The organism is Actinacidiphila glaucinigra, from assembly GCF_900188405.1.
Taxonomy (GTDB): domain Bacteria; phylum Actinomycetota; class Actinomycetes; order Streptomycetales; family Streptomycetaceae; genus Actinacidiphila; species Actinacidiphila glaucinigra.
Map to the genome: position 1 here is coordinate 159,769 of NZ_FZOF01000011.1, position 26,693 is coordinate 186,461.

The 26,693-nt window shown below is 71.7% G+C and carries 21 protein-coding genes; 13 read left to right on the forward strand and 8 right to left on the reverse strand.

What is annotated here, in order from left to right; genetic code table 11:
- Nucleotides 1-578: 578 nt before the first annotated feature.
- Complete coding sequence (locus CHF15_RS22985; RefSeq protein ID WP_245938983.1) at nucleotides 579-1,310, forward strand: TetR/AcrR family transcriptional regulator; 732 nt, start codon at nucleotides 579-581, stop codon at nucleotides 1,308-1,310.
- Nucleotides 1,311-1,476: 166 nt separating this feature from the next.
- On the opposite strand, the gene CHF15_RS22990 is transcribed toward CHF15_RS22985, so the two are convergent.
- Together CHF15_RS22990 and CHF15_RS22995 are read right to left on the reverse strand one after the other, a co-directional pair.
- The gene (locus CHF15_RS22990; RefSeq protein WP_245938995.1) at nucleotides 1,477-4,281 is read right to left on the reverse strand and encodes an ABC transporter permease; all 2,805 of its coding nucleotides are present in this window, start codon (nucleotides 4,279-4,281) and stop codon (nucleotides 1,477-1,479) included.
- Nucleotides 4,282-4,286: 5 nt separating this feature from the next.
- A complete protein-coding gene (locus CHF15_RS22995; protein WP_089225748.1) occupies nucleotides 4,287-4,985 on the reverse strand; it encodes an ABC transporter ATP-binding protein in 699 nt (232 codons plus the stop codon).
- A 69-nt stretch (nucleotides 4,986-5,054) separates the two neighbouring features.
- Between CHF15_RS22995 and CHF15_RS23000 the strand changes: the two genes are divergently transcribed.
- The 4 genes from CHF15_RS23000 to CHF15_RS23015 all read left to right on the forward strand — a co-directional run bounded on the left by CHF15_RS23000 (nucleotide 5,055) and on the right by CHF15_RS23015 (nucleotide 7,557).
- A complete protein-coding gene (locus CHF15_RS23000; protein WP_089225749.1) occupies nucleotides 5,055-5,645 on the forward strand; it encodes a PadR family transcriptional regulator in 591 nt (196 codons plus the stop codon).
- Between the two features lie 164 nt (nucleotides 5,646-5,809).
- Complete coding sequence (locus CHF15_RS23005; RefSeq protein WP_265737403.1) at nucleotides 5,810-6,265, forward strand: GNAT family N-acetyltransferase; 456 nt, start codon at nucleotides 5,810-5,812, stop codon at nucleotides 6,263-6,265.
- Nucleotides 6,266-6,342: 77 nt separating this feature from the next.
- Nucleotides 6,343-6,870, forward strand: coding sequence for a hypothetical protein (locus tag CHF15_RS23010; protein WP_089225751.1), 528 nt, complete (start codon nucleotides 6,343-6,345; stop codon nucleotides 6,868-6,870).
- A gap of 195 nt (nucleotides 6,871-7,065) precedes the next feature.
- Complete coding sequence (locus CHF15_RS23015) at nucleotides 7,066-7,557, forward strand: FBP domain-containing protein (RefSeq protein WP_089225752.1); 492 nt, start codon at nucleotides 7,066-7,068, stop codon at nucleotides 7,555-7,557.
- A gap of 150 nt (nucleotides 7,558-7,707) precedes the next feature.
- Here the strand turns inward: CHF15_RS23015 and CHF15_RS23020 are convergent, their stop codons facing one another.
- Nucleotides 7,708-8,574 carry an AraC family transcriptional regulator gene (locus CHF15_RS23020; RefSeq protein ID WP_089225753.1) on the reverse strand — a complete coding sequence of 289 codons (867 nt, stop codon included), beginning with the start codon at nucleotides 8,572-8,574 and terminating at the stop codon, nucleotides 7,708-7,710.
- Nucleotides 8,575-8,844: 270 nt separating this feature from the next.
- Between CHF15_RS23020 and CHF15_RS23025 the strand changes: the two genes are divergently transcribed.
- Nucleotides 8,845-9,039, forward strand: a complete 195-nt coding sequence (locus tag CHF15_RS23025) for an Lsr2 family DNA-binding protein (RefSeq protein ID WP_220093315.1) — start codon at nucleotides 8,845-8,847, stop codon at nucleotides 9,037-9,039.
- A gap of 155 nt (nucleotides 9,040-9,194) precedes the next feature.
- Nucleotides 9,195-9,722 (forward strand): GNAT family N-acetyltransferase, encoded by a 528-nt coding sequence (locus tag CHF15_RS23030; protein ID WP_245938984.1) that lies wholly within the window; start codon nucleotides 9,195-9,197, stop codon nucleotides 9,720-9,722.
- 16 nt (nucleotides 9,723-9,738) lie between these two features.
- Here the strand turns inward: CHF15_RS23030 and CHF15_RS23035 are convergent, their stop codons facing one another.
- Both CHF15_RS23035 and CHF15_RS46715 read right to left on the reverse strand, forming a co-directional pair.
- A complete protein-coding gene (locus CHF15_RS23035) occupies nucleotides 9,739-10,221 on the reverse strand; it encodes a hypothetical protein (RefSeq protein WP_089225756.1) in 483 nt (160 codons plus the stop codon).
- 96 nt (nucleotides 10,222-10,317) lie between these two features.
- Complete coding sequence (locus CHF15_RS46715; protein WP_089225757.1) at nucleotides 10,318-11,073, reverse strand: helix-turn-helix domain-containing protein; 756 nt, start codon at nucleotides 11,071-11,073, stop codon at nucleotides 10,318-10,320.
- Nucleotides 11,074-11,310: 237 nt separating this feature from the next.
- On the opposite strand from CHF15_RS46715, the gene CHF15_RS23045 reads away from it, so the two are divergent.
- Complete coding sequence (locus tag CHF15_RS23045) at nucleotides 11,311-11,976, forward strand: DUF4097 family beta strand repeat-containing protein (RefSeq protein WP_089225758.1); 666 nt, start codon at nucleotides 11,311-11,313, stop codon at nucleotides 11,974-11,976.
- Nucleotides 11,977-12,103: 127 nt separating this feature from the next.
- Here the strand turns inward: CHF15_RS23045 and CHF15_RS23050 are convergent, their stop codons facing one another.
- Together CHF15_RS23050 and CHF15_RS23055 are read right to left on the reverse strand one after the other, a co-directional pair.
- Nucleotides 12,104-13,942: a LamG-like jellyroll fold domain-containing protein gene (locus CHF15_RS23050; RefSeq protein ID WP_322975699.1), complete on the reverse strand. Its 1,839-nt coding sequence runs from the start codon at nucleotides 13,940-13,942 to the stop codon at nucleotides 12,104-12,106.
- Nucleotides 13,943-14,830: 888 nt separating this feature from the next.
- Nucleotides 14,831-16,027: an MFS transporter gene (locus CHF15_RS23055; protein ID WP_245938985.1), complete on the reverse strand. Its 1,197-nt coding sequence runs from the start codon at nucleotides 16,025-16,027 to the stop codon at nucleotides 14,831-14,833.
- A 47-nt stretch (nucleotides 16,028-16,074) separates the two neighbouring features.
- On the opposite strand from CHF15_RS23055, the gene pdxR reads away from it, so the two are divergent.
- Nucleotides 16,075-17,499, forward strand: coding sequence for a MocR-like pyridoxine biosynthesis transcription factor PdxR (pdxR, locus tag CHF15_RS23060; protein WP_089225760.1), 1,425 nt, complete (start codon nucleotides 16,075-16,077; stop codon nucleotides 17,497-17,499).
- Between the two features lie 37 nt (nucleotides 17,500-17,536).
- Here the strand turns inward: pdxR and CHF15_RS23065 are convergent, their stop codons facing one another.
- The gene (locus CHF15_RS23065) at nucleotides 17,537-19,726 is read right to left on the reverse strand and encodes an acyltransferase family protein (RefSeq protein WP_245938986.1); all 2,190 of its coding nucleotides are present in this window, start codon (nucleotides 19,724-19,726) and stop codon (nucleotides 17,537-17,539) included.
- 380 nt (nucleotides 19,727-20,106) lie between these two features.
- On the opposite strand from CHF15_RS23065, the gene CHF15_RS23070 reads away from it, so the two are divergent.
- From CHF15_RS23070 to CHF15_RS23085, 4 genes are all read left to right on the forward strand, one after another.
- Nucleotides 20,107-21,360 carry an MFS transporter gene (locus tag CHF15_RS23070; protein ID WP_179279921.1) on the forward strand — a complete coding sequence of 418 codons (1,254 nt, stop codon included), beginning with the start codon at nucleotides 20,107-20,109 and terminating at the stop codon, nucleotides 21,358-21,360.
- Nucleotides 21,361-22,037: 677 nt separating this feature from the next.
- Nucleotides 22,038-24,932: a helix-turn-helix transcriptional regulator gene (locus tag CHF15_RS23075; protein ID WP_089225762.1), complete on the forward strand. Its 2,895-nt coding sequence runs from the start codon at nucleotides 22,038-22,040 to the stop codon at nucleotides 24,930-24,932.
- Nucleotides 24,913-25,857: a metallophosphoesterase family protein gene (locus CHF15_RS23080; protein ID WP_089225763.1), complete on the forward strand. Its 945-nt coding sequence runs from the start codon at nucleotides 24,913-24,915 to the stop codon at nucleotides 25,855-25,857. Before CHF15_RS23075 ends, CHF15_RS23080 begins: the two co-directional genes overlap by 20 nt.
- A complete protein-coding gene (locus CHF15_RS23085) occupies nucleotides 25,854-26,579 on the forward strand; it encodes a 4'-phosphopantetheinyl transferase family protein (protein ID WP_089225764.1) in 726 nt (241 codons plus the stop codon). The genes CHF15_RS23080 and CHF15_RS23085 overlap by 4 nt, the downstream gene beginning before the upstream one ends.
- Nucleotides 26,580-26,693: the final 114 nt, after the last annotated feature.

Here is a 26,693-nt window from a genome sequence, read left to right on the forward strand (position 1 = left end):
CAGTGAGCGGACCCGCGGAGCGCGAGGCCGCCGAAGGCAGCACCCGGCACAACGGGTCCGCGGCCGGGCCGAATTCGAGCTGACCGGGGACGTCGACGTCCGCGCTCGCGAGCGGCACGGCGGCTCGGTGAGCCAGGCCGGCGGCGCCGCGGCGGTGGCCACGTGATCAGCCTGGACCGCGAGGGGCGCAGAACGCAGGGTGAGGTTCAGCAGTCAGGTGACGGCGATCCGCAGGAACCGGCCGAGCCGGTTCGCGACGTCGGCCCGACTGTGGGCCGGCCCGGAGCCGTCCGGGACCTGCAGGACCTGGATGGGGTTGGCCAAAGGCCATGTACCGGCCCTGAACAGTGGGAAGCGGGAGTCGTCCCGCCCCATGACCGTAGGCACGGAGTCGGTGCCCAGGCGGCGGCACTCGGGCATTCACAGCGAGCACTCGCCCTGCGGGGCGGAGGCAGGGTGGACCATGTCGGCTCGCCACAGGACCTCCGGTGTGGCGGGCGCGCGTTCCGACCTCCGCTGCGGCCGGACGCCGACGGCCTCGCCCCGGCGTAAGCGGGGCCGAGACGGTCACACGGGCTATGGAGACCCCGACGCTCTACGACTGTAGACCGTACTTCCGGCCTCACTACACTTGTGTCGTGGAAAACGAATCGCCCCGGCCCGAGCCGCACCCTGCCTCCCCCCGTCGCTCCCGAAACGCGGCTGCGACCCGCGAGGCGATCCTCTCGTCCGCGGTGGAGGCCTTCACTCGCCTCGGCTACGACGGCGCGGGCGTACGGGACATCGCGAAGGACGCCGGCGTCACCGCGATGATGGTCAACCGCTATTTCGGCTCCAAGGAACAACTGTTCGCCGAGGTGGTGGACACAACCTTCGCCCCGCGCACCGTGGTGGGCAGCGATCCGGCGACTTTGGTCCACGACGTCGCCAGGTCGCTGGTGGAGCGCACCGCGCCCGAGGCCGACGAACTGAGCCCTTTCCTGCTGACGCTGCGGTCCGCCTCGAATCCGCGAACGGCCGAGATCGCCCGCCTGGGCATCGAGCGCCACGTGGAACGGCGCCTCGTCGGCCTGTTGACGGGCGAGAACACATCGGAACGTTCCGCTCTCGCGTTGTCGGTGATCGCCGGCGTGTGGCTGATGCGGAAACTGATCGGGAACACGGCACTGGTGGAGGCGGATCCCGACGAGTTGGCCGGGCGCCTTGAAGACGTCCTGCGGATCCTGCTGGAGGACACTCCCCGGGAGGACAGTGACCAGGCCCGCTCCGCGGCCGGGACCCCCATCGACGACTCCAATCGGACGTCGTAGTCGAACAGACCGCGACCACTCGCGTCCCGCGTGCCGGGGGTCCCGACCGTGCGTCGCAGACACAGTGGAACGCACGAGGTACATGTCGGGCGCATCCGTGTTGGTGGACGGGGGGCGAACCGACCGCGACGGGTGACCGTCCCCGCTGATCCCGGCGGCCGTCACCTCACCCCATCGCCAGCAGATGCGCGGGGGCGATGCGCGACTGGGCGCGGACCGGGAAGGCCAGGGCGGCGCAGACCAGGGCCACGGCGGCCAGGGTGGCCAGCAGCGCCGCCCCGCCGACCGCCGGAAGGCGTCCGCCCAGCGTGCCCCACCCGACCGCGAGGACCGCCGCCAGCCCGGTGACCGCGCCGACGAGGCCGCCCAGCAGGGCGAGCAGGGCGCCCTCGTAGAAGCTCAGCCGGGCGAGTTCCCGCGTCGTCCAGCCGGTGGCGCGCAGGACCGCCAGATCCGCGGCGCGTTCGCGCATGGACAGGACCAGTACGTCCACGGCGCCCGCGGCTCCCAGCAGTAGCGACAGGGCGACACTCAGGTAGTCCGCGGTGCGGGCCTGTGCGACGACGGCGTTGCCCAGCAGTGAGCCGGCCACCTCGCCGCGGAAACCCAGGGTGAGGGCGAGCAGCACGGTGAAGGCCGCCACCGCCAGTGCCAGGCCCGCCGCACCGAGCGCGGTACGGCCGGGGAAGCGCAGCAGATTGCGTACGGCGAGCCCGAGGACCGAACGGACGGGCGCCGCGCGCCCGGTGGCGGTCACCGGGGGTGTGATCGCGTCCAGTGGCCTCAGGCGGGTGGCGCGCCAGGCCGGGAGCAGCCCGGCGGTGACCGCGAGGAGCAGTGCGACGGGCAGCACGAGTGCCGCCTTCCACGCGGCGTCGGGGAGCCCGAGCAGCACGCCCAGGACGTAGGCCAGCACGGCGCCGAGGGTTCCCGCGGCCAGGCCGATGAAGAGGAGTTCACCGAGGATGAGCCGGAGGATCTCCGGTGGGCTCCAGCCCAGGCAGCGCAGGGTGCCGATCTCGATGCGGCGTGATCGCACCGACGCCAGGGCGGCCTGGGCGAGGAACAGCGCGCAGACGATCAGGACGAGGACGAACAGCGTCGCGCTCTTGGTGTCGACGGCCTTGAGGATGTGCAGGGCGACGCCCTTGGCGGTCCAGTTCTCCGTCACATTGACGCCGGGCAGCGCGACGGTCTGCGGCGCCGGCGAACTGCCGATGGTGATGTCCACCTGCAGTCCGGGGTACGCGGTGCGGATGCGGCCGGCGACGGCGTTGACCCGGGCCTGTGACGCCGCGTCGACGCCGGTGACGCCGGCGACCCGGATCCGGATGGCGCTGACGGGGGCCTTGTCCTGCACCGTCGGCTGCCGGCGGCTGCCGGTCAGGACGGGCAGCGCGTCCAGGGACGTGAGCATGGTGGGCGGTGCGGCCAGGTAGCCGCCGAGATTGCGGTCCGGACGCAGCGGCCGGTCGCCCAGCGCCTTCCGCCCGGCCTCGTCGGCGCCGGTGACCTGCGGCGCGCGGTAGGTCTCCAGCGGCACGGCGGACAGCGAGGACGAGCCCGAGAAGCCGGGGAGCTTGCCGGCGTCGTAGCGGCCGACCGGTTTCAGGTAGGGGATCGGTGTCCTGCCGAAGTCCTCGTGCTCGCAGTTGGTGGTCCCCCAGCAGGCGGTTCCGGGGTGGCTGACGACCTCCCGGAACTGGGTGCCGGTGTTCTCCTCCGGCACGAACTCGATGAACTGGCGGTCCTGGTTCGTGCGCCATGCCTCCGGGGACTGGTCCGCGCGGGCGCGGGGCGCCAGGCCCGCACCGGCGCGGCGGTAGTCGACGGGGCCGACCGTCCAGTAGCTGTCGGCCAGCGGGGCGAACAGGGACGTGCCGGGATAGCCCTGCTCGAGGTCGGCGCTGACACGGCCCACCGGTGTTCCGCGCAGGTCGTTGACGAAGTCGTGGGCGACGGGGCTGCCGAGCTTGCCGCGCAGGTCCTTGGGGTCGCCCGTGTCGAGGCGTTCCACGGTGGCGTTCACGGTCCCGGACGTCAGCGGCCGGTCGCTCAGCACCATCGGGACCGTCCAGTAGGACACGTTGGACCAGCCGTCCTTGCGGCCCCAGACGGGCTTGTCGTTCTCGGTGAGCATGCGGCCGGAGGTGACGGTCTGCCCGAGGCCCACCAGCCGGTCCTCGGCGGCGGGGTCCACCGCCGACAGCAGCACCGGGTAGGTGACGGGGATCTCGGCGACCGCCTTGCCCCCCTCCGACCGGCAGGTGAGCCAGCTGTTCATGTCGCGGTCGAAGGGCGACGTATCGCGGCGGTCCTCGGGTATGTAGCCCGGCTTCAGCGGTCCAAAACCACCGTCGTCGGTGTGCGCGATGTGCAGATCGGTCTTGTTGTAGTTGTAGAACCAGCACACCGGATAGGTCCGGTGGTCCGCGTGCTCCTCCTGCAGTCCGGGGAACGTGGAGTCGGACAACGTCGTGGACTCTTCGATCGGGTTGCGGCTCACGTACAGGTACTGGTCGGCGGCACGGAAGGTGTCCAGCCCCGCGGTCAGCTGCGGCTTGATCCGCAGCAACTGGGCCTCCGCCGTGCCGTCCACGAACGACGACAGGTCCACCTTCAGCGTTCCCGGCACCATCAGGTACCCGACGTTGGCGACGGGCGCGGCGACCTCGATCCCGGGCATCCGCTTGATCCGCTCGTACTGGCTCGTCTGGATGCCGCCGAAGATGCCGGACAGGAAGTTCGCCCCGACCAGTTGATCGCGGCGCTCCAGGGCGGTCTGGCTGCCGTGGGGGCGCACCAGGACGTCGTACGCGGAGCGGGCGTTCTTCCTGACGGTCTCCGTGGTCCGCGCCTGACTGGTGGTCACCGTCGAGGTGAGCAGGGTGAAGCTGGTGGCGGCCACGAGGATGCCCGCGGCCAGGGCCAGCGCGCGGGCCCGGTGACGCCGCAGCTGCGACCAGATCATCGCGATCACGGACGCAACCCCCCGAGCCGGTCCAGGACGTCGGCCGCCGGCGTGATGCGTTCGTCGGCCACGACCCGTCCGTCGCGCAGGCGCACGATCCGGTCGCAGCTCGCGGCGACCTCCAGATCGTGCGTCGCGACCAGCAGCGTCATCCCGTACTGCCCGGTCAGCGACAGCAGCAGGTCGATGATCTCCCGGCCCGTCGAACTGTCCAGATTGCCCGTCGGCTCGTCCGCCAGCAGCAGACCGGGCCGGTTGATCAGCGACCGTGCGACCGCGACGCGTTGCTGCTGACCCCCCGACAGCTCCGACGGCAGGGCCCCGGCCCGGTGCGCCAGGCCGACGGCCTCCAGCAGTTCCATGCCGCGGGCCCGCCGGTCGAAGTCCACCCGGCGGGGCAGCACCGGGGCCAGCACGTTGTCCAGCACCGTCAGGGCGGGCAGGAGATGGAAGCGCTGGAAGACGAAGCCGATCCGGCGGCGGTGGGCGTCGAGTCCCCCCGGGCCCAGCGTGGTGCCGTCGACCTCCACCGTGCCGGAATCCGGCACGTCCATACCCCCCACCACGTGCAGCACCGTCGACTTGCCGGCGCCCGACGGGCCGGTCAGGGCCACCGATTCGCCGTCCCCGATCTCCAGGTCGACGCCGTCCAGCGCCACCACCCCCGGATGCCGGCGGGTCACACCCCGCAAGACCACGCCCATCGTTCCGACCACCCCTCCTGCATTGCGGCAATGCAGGGGTACATTGTCACAACACAGAGGGGACGCAAAATGCCACTGCACCACGCGGTGCTCGCGCTGCTGTCCGAGGGACCGAGTCACGGCTACGAGCTCAAGGGCCGTTTCGAGGAGGCGATCGGCCCGCAGTGGGGCGGGCTCAACATCGGGCACCTGTACCAGATCCTGGACCGGCTCGTCCGCGACGGCCACGTCTTCCGTTCCCACGTCGCGCAGAACGACCGCCCCGACAAGACCCGTTACACCCTCACCGCCCAGGGACTGGACGAGCTCGACACCTGGGCCACGACGGCCTGGGTCCGCACGGGCGGCTACCGCGACGAACTCTTCCTCAAGCTCTTCGGCGCGGCCAAGCTGGGCCCCGACGCCCTCGACACCCTTGTGGCAGCACAACGCCAGACCTACCTCTCCGAACTCGCCGCCCTCACCCGGCTGCGCCGCACCCACACCCACGACCCCCTCGTCGCCCTCCTCATCGACGCCGCCATCGCCCACACCAAGACCGACCTGCAACTCGTCGACACCGCCACCGAACGGCTGGCGCCGCTCTCGCAACCCGCCGTCCCCTCGCACGAGGCGACCGAGGAAACGGAAACCCAGGAGCGCAGCGCGACCACGACGTAGCGCGGTCCCCCGGTGCGCGCCTCACCGAAAAGCGCCGACCCGGCACAGGCCACGGGTGGCTGAGCAGAAATGGCCGCCGGAGCGGGTTCGTGAGAAGACTGGTGCCCGTGGCCTTGCGAGGCCGCGCTCCCGGGAACGGCACAGGCCGCCCGGTGCCGAGACACCTGGACAGGAACCGGATCATGAGCCTTGAGGTTGCGGTCGCACGCGAAGCGGACGACGAGATGGTCGAGGCGTTCACCCGCCTGCTGCCCCAACTGTCCAGCAGCGCCGCACCGCCCGACCACGAGTCGCTGCGCCGCCTCCTGGCCGCCGAGGCGAACACGGTGCTGGTGGCGCGCGTCGACGGCCGCGTCGTCGGGACGCTCACACTCGCGATGTTCCCCCTGCCGACCGGGATGCGCGCCTGGATCGAGGACGTGGTGGTCGACGAGGCCGCCCGAGGTTACGGCGTCGGTGCCGCCCTCACCGAGGAAGCGGTACGCCTGGCCGACGCGGCCGGAGCCCGCACGGTGGACCTCACCTCCCGCCCCTCGCGGAAGGCGGCGAACCGGCTCTACGAGCGGCTCGGCTTCCTCGTGCGGGACACCCGCGTCTTCCGCTACACGCTGCAGGGTTAGACACCGCCGGTTCCCCGGAGGCCGGACGCCGGGCCGCGGTGAGGAACCGCACGGCCCTGCCTCACGTCGTACCTCCCATGATCACGCAACCCCTACGGCGCCTGCCCGGTGCCCCGCTGCTCGCCGTCCCGCTCGCGGCGCTTCTGCTCTCGTGCGCCGCGCCGTCGGACGACGGCTCCGACCGGACGGCCGGAAGCCCTCGCACGCCGGTGTCGGCGTCCGCGTCCGCCTCGGCTTCCGCACCGGCGGACTCCGCGCCCTCTTCGGACGGGCAGCCGGAGGTGACGGCGGAGAAGGTGCGCGACGCCTTCGCCACCCTGCAGGCGACCTACCACTCCGGCTGCACTCCCAGCACGTCCGCGGGTGAGTGCGAGTACTTCCTGACCCGGGTGCGCGACGAACTCGCCCAACTCGACGAGGCGATGAAGGCCGATCCGCAGGGCCCCGGGCACTTCCGCGAACCGCTCGCGTGGATGGCGGAACTTCGCGACACCCTGGGCACGGACACCTCGTTCGAGAACCTGAAGAAACACCAGGACCAGCTCGTGGCGACCCGTGACCGGATCAACCGCTGGATGCAGGGCCACCCGGAGGACTACCGCTGAGCCTCGGGGCACCGGGCCGTCGGGACTGCCCCACACCGAGACGTACGGTGTGGGGCGGTTCCGTGTGCGGGGCTGCGCCCATCCTGTCGGACCCGGAAGCTCCCACCCCAGCCACCCGAACCAGTACGCCATCGCTTCAGGGCTGCATCTCTTAATTATTTGCCTAATAGCTTTAGGCAAACTAGCCTGCCGTTCATGAAGCCATTGACCGAGTCAGAGATCCGCGGCGCCTTCGTGAACTGCAGCAAGGGCGAGGCGAAGCGCCTGCACGTGCCCCGCGACCTGGCCGAGCGGCCCTGGGACGATCTGGACTTCCTCGGCTGGCGCGACCCCCAGGCCCCCGACCGTTCCTACCTCGTCGCCGAACTGGACGGCCGCGCGGTGGCACTCGCCCTGCGCTCCTCCAGCGCCGCCGCCGGGCAGGCACGGCTCAGCATGTGCTCCATGTGCCTGACCACGCACTCCGGGGGCGTCTCACTCATGGTGGCCGCGAAGACCGGCAAGGCCGGGCAGCAGGGCAACACCGTGGGGGCCTATATGTGCAGCGATCTGGCCTGCCCGCTGTACGTACGGGGCAAGAAGGACGCGGGCATCGGCGCGCGGCTCCACGAGACGCTCACGCTGGAGGAGAAGATCCAGCGGACCGTCGCGAACCTTGCCGCGTTCTTCGCCAAGGTGACCGCGTGAGGAGGTCCGTCGCCCGGCTGCGGTAGGGCAGGCCCTGCCCACACCCAGGGACCCCCGTTCCCGTCCCTCGCCGCTGCGGCCGAGCGCTTCGGCCGGCCCGAGGGACCGGCCGAAGCGCTCACACACGCCCGCCCTGGGGCTTGCGCTTCGTCAGCCGCGCTCGGGCTCCACCGGGAGCCACAGTTCGGCGTCGGCCTCGGTCTTGTCCGGCGACAGGCGGAGGCGCAGGATCTCAGGTCCGGTGCGGCTGCGATACGGATTCGACGGGAACCACTCGGTGAAGACGTCCCGCCACAGCTCCTGGACGGCCTGCGGCGCGGGCCCGGAGGTGGTGAAGACCGCCCAAGTACCGGCCGGGACGGCCAGCGTGGTTGCGCCCTCGGGAGCGGCCGCGGAGGTGATCACGCCGTGGTAGTAGTCGAGTTCGGTGCCCTCGGCGCGGCTGGGGTCGAGGTCGTCGCAGACCGCGACGATGCCGTGCGGCTCCTGGTCCGACAACTTCTCCAGGCGCTCCTGGAGCCGCGGGTCGATGCCGCGGACGAAGTCGATGATCGCCTGGTTCGGTCCCGCGTGCACCAGCGGCACCCGGGCCTTGAGTCCGACGACGGCGAAGTCCGCCTTGTCCACAACGCGGTATCGCATGTTGCTGCTCCCTTCGATGGTGAGTCGGAAGGCCATCCGGGACTGGGAGTTGAGTGCGGCGCCGGTCCGCCGGGCCTCACCCGGCCCGATGCCGTGCATGGCACGGAACGCCCGCGCGAACGCCTCGCCGGAGCCGTAGCCGTAGCGCACCGCGATCTCCAGCAGCGTCTCACGCCCGGCGAGCACTTCGGCGCCCGCAAGGGTGAGCCGACGGCGCCGGATGTACTCCGACAGCGGCATGCCCGCGAGTGCGGAGAACATCCGACGCAGGTGGTACTCCGAGGTGGCCGCGATGCGTGCCAGCTCGTCCACCTCGATGTCCTGGTCGAGGCAGCGCTCGATGTGCTCCATGGCCTGGTTCAGCCGCTCCAGCATGCCCCGGCTCCTTCCTCTTGACGACCACCACGCTAGGCAGCGCCTGCCCTGCCGGACCCGACATCTCCTGCCCGATCAAGTCGGGTGCACGAGGCAGCCCGAAGGCGAGTTTCAGGAGTTCTCCGTGTGGGGGGCATGGCGGAACGCCGGAGCCGGCCCACATGGGCACGGGCGACAGTCATGCGTTGTCAGTGGTTCCGCGTACGGTCCGACTATGGCAGATCAGCAGTCGCCCCCTCTGGTGAGAGGTCGCCTGTGAGCGGAATCCGGATGTCCGAAGCAGGAGACCCACGGCAGGCGTGGCGCCGGGTGACCACGTGGCTCGAGCAGCACGGCCCCGACGTTTTCGATCCGCGTCCGAAGAACGGCCCCGTACGCGTCTGGGTGTGTGCGAACGGCTTCCTCGTCAGCGACCGCGGGCGGATCCCCGCATCCATTCGCGAGGCGTACGAGGCCTCGCTGTGAGCGCCGGATCTCCGTCGACCGCGTACCGGGCCGCCTTGCAGTCCTCCCGTCGAAGGGCGGAGACCGCCTGATCGGCCCGTTCCGGGATAGGGCAGCGGATCCCGCGTCGACGGAATCCGATGGCGCGACGCGGCTCCGGCGTCAAGAATCGCCGGATGCGTGAAGTGAGGCTGTCCGACGGGATCATCGCCCTGTCCCCGCTGCGGCTGGACGACGCACAGGCGCACCTCGCCGGGGAGGACGAGCCGCTGGTGCGCTGGCTCAGCGGCGGTCGCGGCACACGCGAGGGCGTCGAGGCGTACATCCGGTACTGCCGGGAACAGTGGGAGTCCGCTGGGCCACTGCGCGCTTTCGGCATCCGGGCGGGCGCCGATGAGACGCTCGCGGGGACGATCGACCTGCGGTTCGCGGCAGAGGGCCTGGATCCCGGACAGGTGAATGTCGCCTACGGCCTCTACCCGAACTGGAGGGGGCGCGGCCTGGCAACCCGGGCGGTCCTCCTGGTCTCCCGGTACGCGGCGCGTGAGGGCGGCAAGGAGGCGGTGATCCGGGTGGAGCCGGCGAACGCCGCATCTGCCGCGGTCGCCCGTCGGGCGGGGTTCCTCCCCGGCAAGCACACGCACGGTGAGGGCGGGACACGTCTCGACTGGTACGTCCGGGACCTGAGCATCGAAACCTGGTGACGACCCCGCTGCCCCCTCAGTCTCCGGAAGATCCGAAGAAACCGACGTGGGTGGGCTGGTCGTCGGCGTGAAGGAGCACATAGACGCCGGTCCAACGCATTTTGTCCTCCTCCAGCAGGCTTGTGTCTCGATCGTCCCGGCGCCGAGCCCCCATGAGCGTGTAAGAGTGAGCGATTGCGTCCTCGTACTGCTGAACAGTGGGGCGATCCGTGCCGAAGTGGATCAGGAGCCGGGCGGGAGCCAGCGGCCGCACGGTGAAGTAGTCCTCCGCACAGGACTCCCGGGGCGATTTCGTCGACTCCACGACGCGACGAACGTCCAGGATCGAGTGAGTTCCCTCCTCCTCCATGAACTCCTCATCGGCATACAGCTCCTCGATGGTGCTGTACTCCTCGCCATCGCCGTACTCCTGCGCGAAGACCTCTCCCTGCAGAGCCTCCAGGCTCGCCCCCACACTCCCGCGGTACGGCGTGACATAGCTCCACCCGCTGGCACCCATGCACCCGACTCCCTTCGCTTCCTCATGGACTCGCGCTCAACCTAGCCCTGGCCTCTGACAGCGCAGAGCGAGGAGATGACGGCGCCGCGGCACCGCCTATCCGCGCCCCGGACCTGGCCGGGTGGAGTCGTGCGAGGTGGTGGCTGGTTTGGTGTGGAGGACTTCGCGGGCCTGTTCCGCGGCGCGGGTGATGCTTTCGCTGATGAAGTCGAGGAAACGGGCGATGTTCTCCAGGCGGGCGGCGGCCGGGGTGTCGGGGCCGAGGACGGCCACGCCCTGGCGCGCGGTCGCCACCAGCTGGTCGTTGGCCCGGGCGCTGGCGATGGTCGCCTGGTAGAAGAGTTCATCGTCGACGAGGTAGCGGTCACGGCGGCGTTCGTCGCGTTCCCGGCGGACCAGGCTCTGACTCTCCAGGAAGGCGATCGCCTTGGAGATGGAGGCCGGGCTGACCTGGAGGCGCTCGGTGAGCTCGGCCGCTGTCAGACTGCCCGCGTCGGTGGTGAACAGGCACGTCAGCACCCGGGCCCCCATCTTGTTCAGACCCGAGGCCATCATGACCGTGGTGAACGTCTCCTCGTACTCGGCCACGGCCTCCGCGTCACGGCCGTGCGCCTGGGGCGCCGACTGCGCTCCCCTGACGGCGGCGGGCTTGCGCCGGTGGGCCCGGCGCTCGGTGGCCCGGTGGGCCAGGTCGGCGCGGTAGGCGGTGGGGCCGCCGTTGCGCATCACCTCGCGCGTGACCGTCGAGGTCGGGCGGTCCAGGCGCCGGGCGATCTCGGCGTACGGAAGGCTGTCGGCCAGTCCCGACGCGATCTGCTGGCGTTCCTGCTGGGTGAGCCTGCCTCCCGGCATCGTGATCTCCCTGGTGATCCCTCGCGACGTCCCCGATTCCCGCACCATAGCGTTCACTTCCCGACCATTGCAATGATCGGAGGGGCTGACGTTGCGTTATCCTCAGCATCGTTGCAACGATTTCTCCCATCCCACCTGCAGCGATGGCGACTTGATGCAACAGATGCGTTGCCACCACTTGGAAAGCAACGTAGCGTTTCCGGTGTCAGAAACAGTCAGCGAGCACAGGAGAGCACGATGCAGAAGTTCGACACCACCGCCGCCATCTCCGCCGTCCTGGACATCCCCGCCGGACGCGTCCGGTTCATAGCCGCCGACCGCGCCGACACCACCGTCGAGGTCCTGCCCGCCGACCCCTCCAAGAGCCGCGACGTCCGAACCGCCGAGCAGACCACCGTCACCTGCACCGACGGCGTCCTGCAGATCCGCACCCCCGAGTCCGGCAACCGGCTCCTCGGTCCCTCGGGATCCCTGGAGGTCACCGTCCAGCTGCCGACCGGCTCCCGTATCCAGGGCAAGGCCGCGGGCTGCGAGCTGCGCGGCGTCGGCCGGCTCGGTGACGTCGACTTCGACGGCGCCTACCGCCAGATCAAGATCGACGAAGCCGCCGGGGTACGCCTCACGGCGGTGGACGGAGACGTGGAGATCGGCCGGCTCACCGGCCCCGCGAACATCAGCACGGCACGGGGCGACATCCGGATCGCCGAGGCTGTCCGCGGCACGGTCGAGCTCCACACCCAGATGGGCGACATCACGGTCACCGCCGCCGCCGGCGTGTCCGCCGCCCTGGACGCCGGCGCCGGTCACGGCCGCGTCAGCAACGCCCTTAAGAACGACGGCGCGACCGAACTCCACATCCACGCCACGACCCCGCACGGTGACATCACCGCCCGCAGCCTCTGAGGGAGTTGCGGGAGACGCCCGCCCTCGGATGCTCGCACCGGCTGTCCCGGATCGCGTTCGAACGACACCCCACCGCGGGTTCACTCCCGCCTCCGGCCGCCGGGCCGGAGGCGGGAGGAACGCCCCGCTAGGCCGTGAGGAACTCGTCCGCGGACAGCGGACGGTTCACGATGCGGATGTCACCGACGTTGCCGTGGAAGACGACGTCGACGGCGCCCGCGTACTCGTGGCCGCCCACCAGCCAGGGCAACCCGAGCGAGGTGAGGCCCTGCGACACCCGGTTCGGATTGTCGGCGACCGGGGCGCCCTCGACGTACAGCCTCGTGTAGCGGCCGTCGTTGACCACCGCGAGGTGCCACCACCTGAGCTCCACCAGGCCGTGTCCCCAGTTGGTCGTCGGGTAGGTGGTGTTCTGCGGGTAGTGGTTGAACTGGGGTTCGCGGCCGTTGTTCGTGATGGCGAACTGTGCCAGGGGCTCGTTGGGGTCGGTGTTCTTTCCGTGCTTGCCCGCGGCCCCGGCCGAACCCCTGCGGCTGAGGAAGGACGCGTTGCCGTTCCGGCCGGAGTCCCAGTCGAGCGGCATCATCACGAACGACTCGATCGTGTATCCGGACCTGAACGTCTCGGTGTTCAGCGGCGCCTTCGGCCCGGTGGTCAGGTACGAGCCGTGCACCGGGTTCCGGCCGCCGGCGAACTTCAGGCTGGCGTGCGCGGGCTGGTCGGGGTGATGGTCGTCGGACCAGGTCAGCGCGTCGGCGGCCGTGCCCGGCACCGTCACCACGGTCAGGTCGTTGCCCTTGCCGGACAGGTCGCGGATCGTGTCGCCCGCGGCGAGCGCGGTACCGGGCGCGCCCTGAGCGTCGAAACGCCAGTAGGCCACCGTGCCCTTGACCAGTTCCCGGGCGGCCGGCCGCGCGGGCCGGACCGGGACCGGTATGAAGCCGGAGAAGCGCTGCTCGAAGTCGATCGGCACCGAGAAGTCGTCGACCGGACCGGTGATCCTGGCGTGCTCGGCCGCCAGCTTGTTGCGGGACTCCGGGTCCTGGGCCAGGATCCACGGATTGATCGTCTCGACGTCGATCGTGTTGCGGGCCAGGTCGAAGTGGTAGAGCCGGATCATGCCGCCACCGCCGAAGTAGCGGTTCTGGTAGTTCGTGATGTGCATGTGCACGTCGTTGCCGGCGGCGTTCTTCCTGGTCGTACGCCCGGACGGCCAGTAGTGGCCGTTGAGGGTCAGGAAGATCTGGTCGTTCTCCTGGATCAGCTTGTCCCAGATCGTCTGACCGTAGCCGGAGAGCTCGGCGTTGTCCTCCGGGTCGCCGGACTCGTAGGGGAAAACGTTGTCATCGTAGTCCGAGTAGACGATGTCGTGGGCCGTGAGGATCACCGGCATCTTCGGGTGGTCCTTGATGACCTTGTTGGCCCACGCGAAGCCCTGGTCGGTGGTCCGCCAGTCCAGCGCGAGCACCAGCCAGGAGAGGCCGGCCGCGTGGAAGATGTGGGCGGTGTTGTAGCCGGTCGGGTCCGCCCCGGCGAACGTCTTCGAGCGCTTGAACCGCCGCGGACCCAGGGTCTGCAGGTAGGAGCTGTCGCCGCGGGAGTCGTCGCCGGACACGTCGTGGTTGCCGGCCACCACGCTGTACGCGGCGCCGTGCGAGTCCAGCAGGGAGAACGCCTTGTCGACCTGCGCGAAGGACGACGGGTCGGCGTCCTGCGTCAGGTCACCGAGGTGCGTCATGAACACGATGTTGTCGGCGTCCTGGCCGCTGTTGTCGACGATGTAGCGGAACGACTCCTCCTGCGGCGTCCGGTTGACGCTGTCCTGGCTGCCCCAGTAGAGGAACTGGGTGTCCGGCATGACCGCGAGGGTGAACTGGAGGGCGGTCGGATCCGGGCTCCAGCTGCCGGTCCTGCCGCTCTGGGTCGCGTCCGCGGCGAAGGCGGGCGTACCGGCGAACGCGGACACGCCGGCTCCTGCGGCTGCCGCTCCCGCACCGGCCAACGCGGCGTTGCGCAGGAACCCTCGCCGACTCTGCCCGTCCTGTTCGTGTGACGAGTGGTCATCGTGAATGCACATGAGGGGGCCTTCCCGGTTCGATAGTTTCAAACAGCAACGACGTTAGTCAGAAGCAGCACGTGCCGGGCGTACGGGAGATGACGAACGACGATCCAGTGCCTGTCCGGAACCGAAATCCCGAGCCGACGGACCCGAGACCGGAGGATTGTGGAATGACGGCTGCCGGCCAGGTCACATGGCACACGGAAGCCGCCGGTGGGCCCGTTTGACCTCGGTGGATCGGGCGTCAGTCTTGCGCGCAGGGTGAATCATGACAGGCGGTCAGGCCGTCAGCGACCTCGACTATTCCCGTCGGAGCGGGGCAATCCGAGAGTTGAGGAAGTGATCCTCTTGGCTCGGAATACTCGACGCCGCGGTGGCCGCCTGTGAATGTCCGCGGCAATTCCTCGCGGACGGCGGCACGAACTCGGCCGATCAATGCCACCCCGGGAAACAAGCATTCACACGCGGGAATCACCGGAGTCCCGGAAGCGCCTCGGCGCCACGACGGCAGTACCGCGGACGCCGGGAGACGAGGCTGGAGGATCCCCGCGTCCGTCACGGCATCTTGTTTGACGCGTCAAACATCGACTCGGGCTGAGCCTAGCGACGCAGAGCACCGCAAGCAAGCGGCGTACGGCGGCACGCATCCGCCGTCATCGACCCCCGACTTCGACGCCTCCCCTTCACCTCCGGGACATCTCGCGCGGGTGGTTCGGCGCATCGCGTCGTCGCCCAGGCAGCGCCCACGCCCAGAGCGGGCGCCATGCCGTACCCCTGTCCGTGCGGCAGCCCGCTTCAGCGGTCGCGCCATGCCGGGGCCAGGGCGACGAGCATCGCGGCGGCGGTGAGCGCGAAGGCGGCCGGGTAGCCGGTGTGGGCCGCCGTCACGCCGAAGGCGAGGGCGCCCACGCCCATGCCGCCGTCGTAGGCGACGTTCCAGAGGGCGCTCACCGTGCCGTACCCGGACTCCTGGACCCGGGAGTACATGAGCGTGAGCGTCGCGTTCTGCGCCACCCCGAAGCCGGCTCCGAACAGCGTGACGCCGGCGAGCACCGCCACCGGGCTGCCCGTCGACGCCGTCAGCAGCAGGCCGGCGGCCGACGCGAGCAGGCCGGGCAGCACCAGGCGGGCCGGGCCGTGGCGGTCGCCGTACCGGCCGGCGAACCAGCGGGCCACGGTGGAGGTGGCGGGCTGGGCGAACAGCGCGACCGTCACCAGGGCGGACAGCGACGCGGGGACGGCGACCGGCAGGAACGTCACGATGATCCCCGCGCCCAGCGCGGTCGTCGCGAACACCGCGGTCGGCCGGGCGAGCGCGCCGTCGCGCAGACCCGCGACCACTCCGGCGCCCCGGCCCGCGGACCGTTCCCGCCCCGGCACTCCCGGAACCACCAGGACCGCGGCCAGCGCCACCACCCCGCCGGCCACGCACACCGGCGTGAACCCCACGTGCGCGGCCAGCCACACACCCGACGGCAGGGCCACCAGAGACGGTACGCCCGACACGATCCCGGCCAGCGCCAGCCCCTCGCCGCGCCGCTCGGCCGGGATCAGCGAGGCCGTCAGAGCGCCGCCCGCGACGACGGTGAGCGCGAAGCCCAACCCGCGCAGCAGACACATCGCGACGATCCACACCATGCCGTCCCCGGCGGTCAGCACCAGTGCGGGCGCGCCGAGCAGGACCAGCCCCGCCGCCAGCGCCGTCCGGTATCCGTAGCGGGCCACCAGGCGTGGCGTGGCCAACTCCCCGCCGACGGTGGCCAGCATCAGGGCGCCGGTGGCCAGGCCCGCGTCGCCGCCGCTGCGCTGGGCGTACAACGGCACCACCGAGAGCAGCAGGAAGAAGCTCGCGGAGGCGCCGACCACGGTCGCGAAGCGCAGCAGCAGCTGACGGGTCACCAGTGGGGGGCGGGCGGACGAGGAAGCGGGGTCGGGGAGATGTGCGGTGCCGGCGGCCGTGCCGGTGGGCGGGATGCTGGGTGGCGTGGTCATGCCGTCGACGTTATGAGCCGGCCGGTCCCCCGGTAAGCTCCATTTCCATGCCGCTCCAGTGGTCCGGTCTGTCGCCCGAACTGCTGCTCGCCGTCGACCGGAACAGCGCCGAGGGACTGCGCGCGCAGCTGGAGCGCCAGATCCGGGACGCCATACGGGCCGGCCGCCTCCAGGTCGGCGAACGACTGCCGTCCTCCCGTGAACTGGCCCGCCGCGCCGGGGTCTCCCGCGGCCTGGTCCAGGACTGCTACGCCCAGCTCCAGGCGGAGGGCTATCTCACCGGACGCGTCGGCGCCGCCACCACCGTCGCCGCCCGTGCCTGCCCCCAGCCCGCGCCCGCCGCGCCCGCCGCGCCCGCCGGGCCGCCACCTGCCGGGCCGAGGCTCCTCGCCGACTTCCGCTCCGGCGTCCCCGACCTCGCGTCCTTCCCGCTCGCCGACTGGCTGTGGGCGATCCGCGAGGCCGCCCGCACCCTGCCGGCCGCCGCACTCGACTACGGCGACCCGCACGGCGCGCCCATGCTGCGCGAGGTCGTATCCGGGTATCAGCGCCGGGTGCGGGCCGCGGCCGCCGACCCCGAACGCACCGTCATCTGCTCCGGCTACGCCCAGGGCCTCGCCCTGGCCCTGCGCGCGCTGGCCGCCCGCGGTGTGACCACGCTCGCCTACGAGGAGCCCGGCGCGCCCGCGGCGACGTCCCGGGCCGCCGCGCACGCCGGGATGACGGCCGTACCGGTGCCCGTCGACGAGGACGGCGTCGACGTGCGGGCCCTGGAGGCCACCAGCGCGCGGGCGGTCCTGGTCACCCCCGCGCACCAATGGCCGACCGGCGTCGTCATGACCGCCCGGCGGCGGCGCGCGCTGATCGACTGGGCGCAGCGCCGTGACGCGGTCGTCATCGAGGACGACTACGACGCCGAGTTCCGCTACGACCGCGACCCCGTCGGCTCCCTCCAGGGCCTCGCCCCCGACCGCGTACTGAACATCGGGACCGTCAGCAAATCCCTCGCGCCGGCCCTCCGGCTCGGCTGGCTGCTCTGCCCACCGCTCCTCCACGGACCCGTCGTCGCTTTCAAGGCGTCCGACGACCGCGGATCGCCCACGCTCGACCAGGTCGCACTCGCCCATCTGATGACCTCCGGGCGGTACGACCGTCATCTCCGCCGTATGCGCGCCGAGTACGCCGCCCGGCGCGCCACCCTGGTCGGGGCACTCGCCGCGCACGCCCCCGGCGTCCGGCTCACCGGCCTCGCGGCCGGCTTCCACGCCGTCGCCCACCTCGGCCCGGGCCGCGACGAGGAACAGGTCGTGGCGGCGGCGCGCGCCCGACGGGTCGGCCTCTACGGGATGGCCGCTCACCACACGGCACCGGACCCGGCCGGAGGGCCGCGCCTCGTACTCGGCTTCGGCAACACCGGCCGGCACGCGATCACCGGCGGCATCGCCGCCGTCGGCGATCTCCTCACGGGCTGACGGCGGCGCGACCCCTGTGCCGGCCGCGCCCGGTGGCCTATCCCCGACGGGCCGGTTCCGGGTGCCGGCTCAGGTCGGATCCGTAGAGGGTGGTCATCGTCTGGCCCAGCACCGGTGCGATGGCCTCGGCGTAGGACTCGGTGAGATGGCTGTCGTCGCGGTAGACGAAGGTGTCCTCCACCACCACGGGGCAGGTGCCGCCGGTGCCGCAGAGCCAGGGCACGGGGTCGACGACGGAGACGCCGGTGGCCGCCGCCGCTTCGGTGATCTCCCGCTTCTTGTCGGGATCCCTGACCGCGTGCCCGATGTCGGACGTGCACTGCCGCAGCTCCATCGGGTGGTCCCCCGCGCATTCGACCGCGTCCCCGTCGGGCCAGGGGGTGTCCTGGACGGCCAGCACCTCGGCGCCGGACTTCCTCAGTTCGCGGTAGGTCCGCTCGAAGCCGTCCGTCCACTGCCGGCGCGGGTCCCCGGACGGCCGGGCCAGGTCGGCGGTGTCCGAGGAGGAGGTGACGACCAGCGCGGGGTGCAGGGACCTGATCCGCGCCAGTTCCTTGGCGCGCCACCGGTCGCAGGACGTGTACGGCCTGCCCTGGTAGACGGTGGTGACGGCGGCGACCTTGCACGAGGCCTTGGTCAGGGAGACCAGCCTCCAGTGGTGCTCGCGGGCGAGCCGCTCGAGGGCCGGGAACCACTGGGCCGCGTGCGAGTCCCCGAAGAGCACCACCGTCCTGGACGCCGACGGGTCACCGTAGACGCACGGCGGGGTCGCCGTGCTCTGGTAGCCGATGTGGCAGCCGTCCCGGTAGATCGAGGACGAGGTCGTCTTGATCTCGGTGAGCGCGGGGCTCAGATTGGCCGGCAGGCTCGGCGGCGATGCCGTCAGCAGCCGGGTCAGGCGGGCCTGCGGGTCGGCGGACGCGGTGAGCACGCTCTTCAGCTGTGGCGCCGCCAGGCCCGAGCTGATCGGCGGCGGGAAGGCCGTCGCGACCAGTGCCGCCGCCACGGCGCACGCCGTCAGTCCCGCCCCGAGGCCCAGCGCTCGTACGGGACGGCCACGGAACAGGCGGTGGAAGCGCACCGGGTTCTCCACGAGGTGCAGGGTCCCCCAGGCGGGCAGGAGCGCGAACACGGCGCAGAGCAGCGTGAGCCCGACGGTCGGCTGCCTGTTCAGCGCCGCCGGGAGGATCAGCAGCGCCGGCCAGTGCCACAGGTACCAGCCGTAGGAGAGGCCGCCGACCCATGTGAGGGGACGCAGCGACAACAGCCGTCCGGCACCGAACCGGGTGGGCCGGCAGCCGCCCGCCAGCACCAGCACGGCGCCGAGCACGGGCACGAGCGCGTACCAGCCGGGGAACGGCGTGTCCTCGTCGAAGAGGAGCGCCGCCACCGCAAGCGACACCAGTCCCGTCCAGCTCATGGCCGCGGCCGGCCAGGCCGGCAGCCGCTCCAGGCTTCCCGCGCAGAGGGCGAGCAGCGCGCCCGCGCCCAGCTCCCACAGGCGGGTGTGCGAGCCGAAGTACCCCCAGGAGGGCGAGACATCGGTGACCGACACGTTCAGCGCGAAGGAGATCAGGCACAGCACGGCGAGGGGCGCGGCCAGCAGTCCGGTCCGGCGCCGCGCCAGCCTCCAGCTCGCCCACAGCAGCAGCGGCCAGAGCAGGTAGAACTGCTCCTCGACCGCCAGGGACCAGTAGTGCTGGAACGGCGACGGCGGGCTGTCGGCCCTGAGGTAGTCGGTGCCGGCGTTCGCCAGCCGGAAGTTCACCAGGTAGACGGTGCTGCTGAGGGCGTCCCCCACGTACTCCTGGAAGCGGACCTTCGACAGGAACAGCCACGCCCCGCCGAGCGTGACGAGTCCGACGGCGGTGGACGCGGGGAGCAGCCGCAGCGCGCGGCGGGCGTAGAACTGCCGCAGCGAGACGCGGCCGGTCCGCGCCAGCTCGCGCGAGAGCAGCGAGGTGATGAGGAAGCCAGAGATCACGAAGAACACGTCGACGCCGATGTAGCCGCCCGCCAGCGGCCGGACGCCGGCGTGCGAGAGCACCACCAGGACCACCGCGAGAGCGCGCAGGCCCTGGATGTCCATGCGCAGCCGGGCGCCGGCGGCCGGCGCGTCCGGGACCGGGGCGCCGGGCGGGACCGGCGCCTGACCGCCGTGTCCGGCCGGCGGTGGGGGCGCCGGCGCCGGCGTCACACTCTCCGCAGGCCACGACGCACGCACCACGAAACTCTCCCTTGATCATCACCGGTGAACGCCGAACCCTGCGACGCCACCGGCCAAGACCTCTCACCATCGGGCAGGGTTGCGGTCATTCCGACCGGTTCGCATGTTCTTCGCCGACCGCACGTCCGCTGTTGTCCGTTCGTTCATCGTTCGTGGCGTCGATGGGATGCGTGTGCCCGCCCGCGTGTGCCTGCCGTGCCGCGCCTCGACATCCGTACGGACCCCCTTCCGTGAATTAACGGGCCGTCAACCGTACGTCGCCCCGGATGTCCCCATGCGTTGCGCACACCCGCACAGCATGTCGCTCGCTCCGGACGCGCTGCGGCCGAGTCCGACACGCGACCCGTCCACCTCCAGCTCCGAGGAACCGCGACTCAACCATGAGTTCTCCCACGTCCGGCGGCCGCGATCGACTGCCACGCCCGTTCTACGCCGTGTGGGCTTCGGTGACGGTCTCCGGCATCGGCGACGGCATGCGTCTGGTCGCTCTTCCCCTGCTCACCGCCGGCCTCACGGACGACGCCCGGCAGGTCACTCTCGTGGCCCTCGCCGGGCAACTTCCCTGGCTTCTGCTGAGCTTGGCGTCCGGTGCGCTGTCGGACAGGTTCGAGCGCCGTCGCATCCTGTGCCTGGTCGACGTGGCCCGCGCGGCCGTGATGGCCGGCCTGGCACTCCTCACCTTCGTCGACGGCCTGTCCATACCGGTGCTGGCCGGTGTGGCCTTCCTCCTGGGCTGCGGCCAGACCCTCTTCAACGGAGCCTGGTCGGGCATCGTGCCCGCGGTGGTGCCGCCCGAGGGGCTGACCAGGGCGAACGCACGCCTGCAGGTCAGTCCGCTGCTCGCCGGCCCCATGCTGGGCACCCCGGTGGGGGCGGTCCTGTTCGCCGTCACGCCTGTGCTTCCGCTCACCGTCGACGCGGTGTCGTACGCGTGCTCGGCGGGGTTGATCCTGCTGGTGGCGGGGAGCACCCGCGCCCGTCCCGAGGAGGGCGTCCCGATACGGCGATCTCTGCGCGCCGACGTTCTCCAAGGGCTGATCTGGCTGTGGAGGCACCGGCTGCTGCGCGAGCTGTGCGCGGTGGCCGCCATGGGCAATCTCGTCGTGGTCGGTCTGATGTCCGTCCTGGTCCTGTACGCCCGGCGGACGCTGGGACTGGAAGGTCCCGGCTACGCGGTGCTGATGGTGGCCTACGCCGTGGGCGGCATCGTGGGGGTGCCGCTGGCGCCCCTGCTGGAGGCGCGGATCGGGGCCCGCCGGGTGCTGCGGATCGGTATGCCGGCCACGGCGCTGCTCTGCGCCGGTATCGGTTCGGCCCGGTCCGTCCTGGTGGCGGCGGTGCTGATCGCCGTGTACGGCGCGGTGGGCCTGGCGTGGAACGTGACCGCGGTGTCGCTGCGTCAGTCCGAGGTTCCGGAAGGGCTGTTGGGCCGGGTCTCGATGTCCTTCCAGATGACCAACATGTGCGCGGGCGCGCTGGGGACCCTGCTGGCAGGTCTGGCCTATCAGGGCATCGGTCCCAGGGCTCCGTTCCTCGCGGGGGCGGTGCTGCTCTGCCTGTGCGGTGTCTGTTTCCGTCGCCCGCGGGCCGGTGCCCCGGCCGAGGCGGCGGCCGCCGTCCCGACGTATCGCTGAGCCGCGCGCAACCGGGTGCGGCCGCACGGCACTTGACGGGAAAACGTGATCTTCCTCACCGGCTCCGCGGCTATTACTCCGCAAAGCGCCGTGCGTAAGATCATTCATGCCCGGCCGGTGCCGATACAGCACTTCAGCCCTCTTGTGAGCCCATTCCGCGGCCCCCGTTCGATCAGAGCGGCGAGGGATCAATTCAGGCCGTCGAGGCAAGTGGCGCACCAATCGCCCCGTCTTCGCTCACCCCTATTCTTCGCGCGGACCCCCCTATGTCGAACCCCGTTTGCGGACCCCTTCGCCGGCACGGTTCCAGAAGACCGCGTTCCGCATTTGAGGTTCTATTGAGGTTACGGTCCCCGCCTTCTCGGTCGTGCACCTGTGACCTGCGACAACACACTTCGTCCCCGCCACCCGGCGTCCACCGATTGCTCACTCTGCGGCAATACCCGGACGACAGATTGAGACTTCGTCGGCCCCAGGACGTTGATACAGTCCGGAACCGGGTCGGAACGAAATGACCGGGGGGTGTCAGTGCGCCTTGTGGGTATCTGCGAGTTTCTCTATGTTACCGCAGCGTCATTTCCGAGATCACGGACGCCGAACCGCGCGAAGCAGTCGGATATCGGAAAACATGCCCACCGTGGCGCTATTTCACAACGCATCGCGGAGGGTCGCACGTCATGCTAGTGGAACGAAATGAGCAGATCGCAAGGCTTGTCGCCTTCGCATCCGGTGAGAGCCCCGGCGCGGCCTTCGGGTCCGGCCGGATGGCGGTGATCAGCGGGCCGGTGGCCTCCGGGAAGACCGCTCTGCTCCACCGCGTCCTGGAGGACCGCGCGGTAGCGGGGCACAGGCTCCTCACCGCCGTCGGCTCCCCCGCGGAACACGCCATACCCTTCGGTGTGATGGAGCAGTTGCTGCGCGACGCCCGGCAGCCCGCTCCCGGTCCCCTGCCGCCCTTACTCGTCGGCGCGTCCGTGCCGGGCAACCCGCCCTCGTGCGCGGAACCGGTGGCGACCGAGGTCCTCCAGAGCTTCCACGCCGAACTGGGCAGGACCTCCGCACAGGGGCCGGTGCTGATCGCCCTGGACGACGTCCAGTACGCCGATCCCCAGTCGCTGCACGTCCTGTCCTACGCGCTGCGCCGGTTCCCCGCGACGGGCGCGGGTGCCGTGTCCGTGATCGTGACCCTCGGTGCCGACGCGCGGCGGACGCCACCGGGCGCCCTGGAGGAACTGCTGCACCCCACGCGGGGGTTGCACGTGAGGGTCGGCCCGCTCGGCGTCGCCGGGGTGGAGCGGCTGCTCGTCGAGCGGGCGCGCGGGGGCGAGCCGGGCGAGGACCCGGCCGGCACCGCGCCCGCCGGCCTGCTGGCCGGTTCGCTGCACGCGGCCACCGGGGGCAATCCCCTGCTCGTCCACGGCCTTGTCGAGGACCACTTCTCCCACGAACGCCCGTCGGCCCATCCCGACGACGCGGGCGCCGCGGACGGATCGCCCCACGCGGGCGAGCGGTTCCTGCGCAGCGCCCTGCTGATCGTCCACCGCGTCGGGGCCGACGGCCTGCGCGTCGCCCAGGGGATCGCCCTGCTGGGCAGCGGGGCACCGCTGCCGCTGCTGGCCCGGCTGGTGGACGTCGAGGAGAGAGTGGTCCAGCAGGTCGCCTCGGCGCTGGCGGACGCGGGCGTCCTGGACGGCGGCCGGTTCCGGCACGCAGGCGTGCGCGCGGCGGTGGCGGAGAGCCTGGACGACGAGGCGGTGACGCGGCTGCGCCGGCGCGCCGCTCGGCTGCTGTACGAGGACGGCGCGCCCTCGATGCTCGTCGCGGAGCAGTTGCTAGGGCACGACATGAGCCCGCCCGACGAGGAGTGGGTGCCCCAAGTGCTGGTGGACGCGGCTCGTGAGGCGATGGCCGCGCAGCGGGTGGGCCTCGCGGTGAGCTGTCTGCGCATGGCCGAGGGCCGCTGCAGGAGCGAACGCGAGCGCGCGCAGGTCAGGATCGCCCTGACCAGGATCATCTGGCGGGTCACCCCCTCCGCGTGGCCGCGGCAGGTCCGCTCGCTCGCCGGGGCGGTCCGGGCCGGCCAGCTGCCGCCGGTGGACGCGCTGCGGCTCGTGGGCGACCTGCTGTGGAACGGCTGGGTGGACGACGCGGTCACCGCGATGCGGCACGTGGCGGCCGCGGTGTCCCAGCCCGATGCCGAACTCGCCGCGGAAGTGCTGTGGTTGAGGTCGGTCCTGGCGAGCACCTTCCCGGAGGTCCTGGAGCGGGTCGAGGCGACGCTCTCCCCGCTGCACGTCGGCGCGGCGAAGGTCCCGGTGTCCCGGGCGGACGAGAACCGGCTCGCGGCGGCAGCGGCGCTGCACGGCGTACTGGCCGGCGGCACGGCAGGGGGTACGGCAGGGGAGGGTACGCCGGAACAGGGGGCCGACTTCGCCGACACCGCGGACCGCATCCTCGCCACCCTCCATCTGACGGAGGAGACCGAGCCGACGGTGCAGGCCTGCCTGCTCACCCTCGTCCTCGCCGACCAGCTGGGGACGGCGACGCAGTGGGCCGACCGGCTGCTGGCGGAGGCCACGGCCCGCTGGCCCGCGAGCTCGACGGCGATCCTGCGGGCCATCCGGGCGCAGATGGCCCTGCGTCACGGCCACCTGGAGCAGGCGCGGCGGCTGGCCGAGCAGGCCCTGGAGGAACTGCCCCCGCACTGCTGGGGCGTGGGCATCGGCGCCCCGTTGTCGGTCCTGATCGAGGCGAGCACCGCCATGGGCGACCACGAGGCGGCCGCCGAACTGGTGGGCCGGCCGGTGCCCGAGGGGATGCTGGGGACCCGCTACGGGCTGCAGTACCTGTACGCGCGGGGCCGGCACGAGCTGGAGACGGGCCGTCCGTACGCGGCGCTCACGGACTTCACGACATGCGGCCGGCTGATGAGGCGCTGGGGCATGGACCGCTCCACGCTGGCGCCCTGGCGGGTCGGGGTCGCGGAGGCCTGGCTCGCGCTGGGGAGCCGGGATCAGGTGGAGCACTTCGCGCGGGAGCAGCTGGCCGCTGACGCCGGACCACGGGTCCGCGGGACCGCTCTGCGCGCGCTGGCGGCGGCCCGGCCCGTCGGCGAGCGCCCACCGCTGCTCTCGGAGGCGGTCGCGCTCCTCCAGGCGGACGGCGACTGGTACGAGCTTGCACGGGCGCTGACCGATCTGGGGCAGGCCCACAAGCAGCTGGGCGACCCGGTCCAGAGCAAGCTGCACACCCGCCGGGCGTGGCGGATCGCCGAGGGCTGCGGCGCCCGGAAGCTGCGCCGGTCCCTGCAGTCCGAGCAGGCGCCGGGCCAGGCCGCGCCGAAGGAGCCGGAGCGGGCGCAGCCGGCTGCGGCGGCGGCGCTGACGGACGCGGAGCGCCGGGTGGCCTCGCTGGCCGCGCAGGGTTACACCAACCGGGAGATCGGGGCGAAGCTCTTCATCACGGTCAGCACCGTCGAGCAGCACCTGACCCGCGTCTACCGCAAGATCAACATCTCTCACCGCCGTGACCTGCCCGTCAGTTTGGACCTCGATGTCGCCCATATCGCCTGACCCCGCCGCGCCCCACGCCCCCGCCTCACCGGGCGGCGCCCCGCCTCCGGGCCCGCGGCTGCTCGCCGTGAGCGACCTGCACGTCGGCATGGCCGACAACCGGCCGATCACGGAGTCGCTGCGGCCCTCGCACGACGACGACTGGCTGATCGTGGCCGGCGACGTCGGCGAACTCACCGAGGACATCGCGTGGGCCCTCGGCCTGCTGGCCGGGCGGTTCGCGAAGGTGGTGTGGGCGCCGGGCAACCACGAGTTGTGGACCCCGCGCGAGGACGCGGTGCAGCTGCGGGGCGAGGAGCGCTACCGCCACCTGGTGGAGATGTGCCGGGGGCTCGGCGTCCTCACCCCGGAGGACGACTGGCCGCTGTGGGAGGGCCCCGGCGGGCCGGTGCGGGTGGCGCCCCTGTTCCTGCTGTACGACTACACGTTCCGGGTCGCGGGCACGTCGACCAAGGAGGAGTCGCTGGCCCGGGCGCACGAGGCGGGCGTGGTGTGCACGGACGAGTACCTGCTCCACCCCGATCCCTACCGCGGCCGCGACGACTGGTGCCGGGCCCGGGTGGCCGAGACCCGCCGGCGCCTGGCCGCGCAGGACCCGTCGGTGCCGCTGGTGCTGGTCAACCACTTCCCGCTGGTGCGTCAGCCCACGCAGGTGCTGTGGCACCCGGAGTTCGCCCAGTGGTGCGGCACCGTGCTGACCGCCGACTGGCACCGCAGGTTCACCACCGCCGCCGTGGTCTACGGGCACCTGCACATCCCGCGGACCACCTGGTACGACGGGGTCCGGTTCGAGGAGGTGTCGATCGGCTACCCGCGCGAGTGGCGGCGCCGGGGCCACCCCAAGGGACTGCTGCGGCAGATCCTGCCGTACACCCCCCAGCAGGAGGCGGCCACGGGGCTCGGGACGATGGGAGCGCGAAGGTGATCGAGGCACTGCTGCCCGGGGTGGCGGCCACCGGCGAGGCCTTCGGGCCCGACGGCTCCGCCACGCTCTACCCGGAGGAGGCGGCACTGGTGGCCCGCACGCCGGACCGCCGCCGTGAGGAGTTCAGCACGGTGCGGGCGTGCGCCCGGCGCGCCCTCGCGGCGCTCGGACTGCCGCCGGCGCCCGTCCTGCCCGGGGTGCGCAACGTCCCGCAGTGGCCGGCCGGTGTGGTCGGCAGCATGACCCACTGCGAGGGGTACCGGGCCGCGGCGCTCGCCCGGGACACCGATCTCGCGATGATCGGCATCGACGCCGAGCCCGACCTGCCGCTGCCCGGCGGCGTGCTGGAGTCGATAGCGCTGCCGGGTGAACTGGCCTGGGTGCGCGCGGGCGGCAGCCGGTCGCGGGTGAACCGTGACCGGCTGCTGTTCAGCGCGAAGGAGGCGGTCTACAAGACGTGGTATCCGCTGATGCGCACCGAACTGGACTTCGACGACGCCGACATCACCTTCGTCGAGGACGGCACGTCCGCCCGGCCGCACGGCACGTTCTCGGCGCGCCTCCTGCGGCCGCGGCGCGCTCCCGACGGCCGCCTCGTGGAACGTTTCTCCGGCCGCTGGCTCGCGGACCGCGGAATCGTGGTGACGGCCATCGCCTTTCCCGCCGTCAAGGCGGCCGAACGGAAAAGCGGCCCGGACACGGTCCGTTACCAGGGTGGATAGGGGTTGTTGCGCCGTCCGGCGCCGAAATAGCGTGGCGATACCGGCGCGACTGCGCAGCCGCCGGCCGTGGCGTCCCGTTCTCCGGGCGTGACGGCTCCACGCTGTGATTTCCCG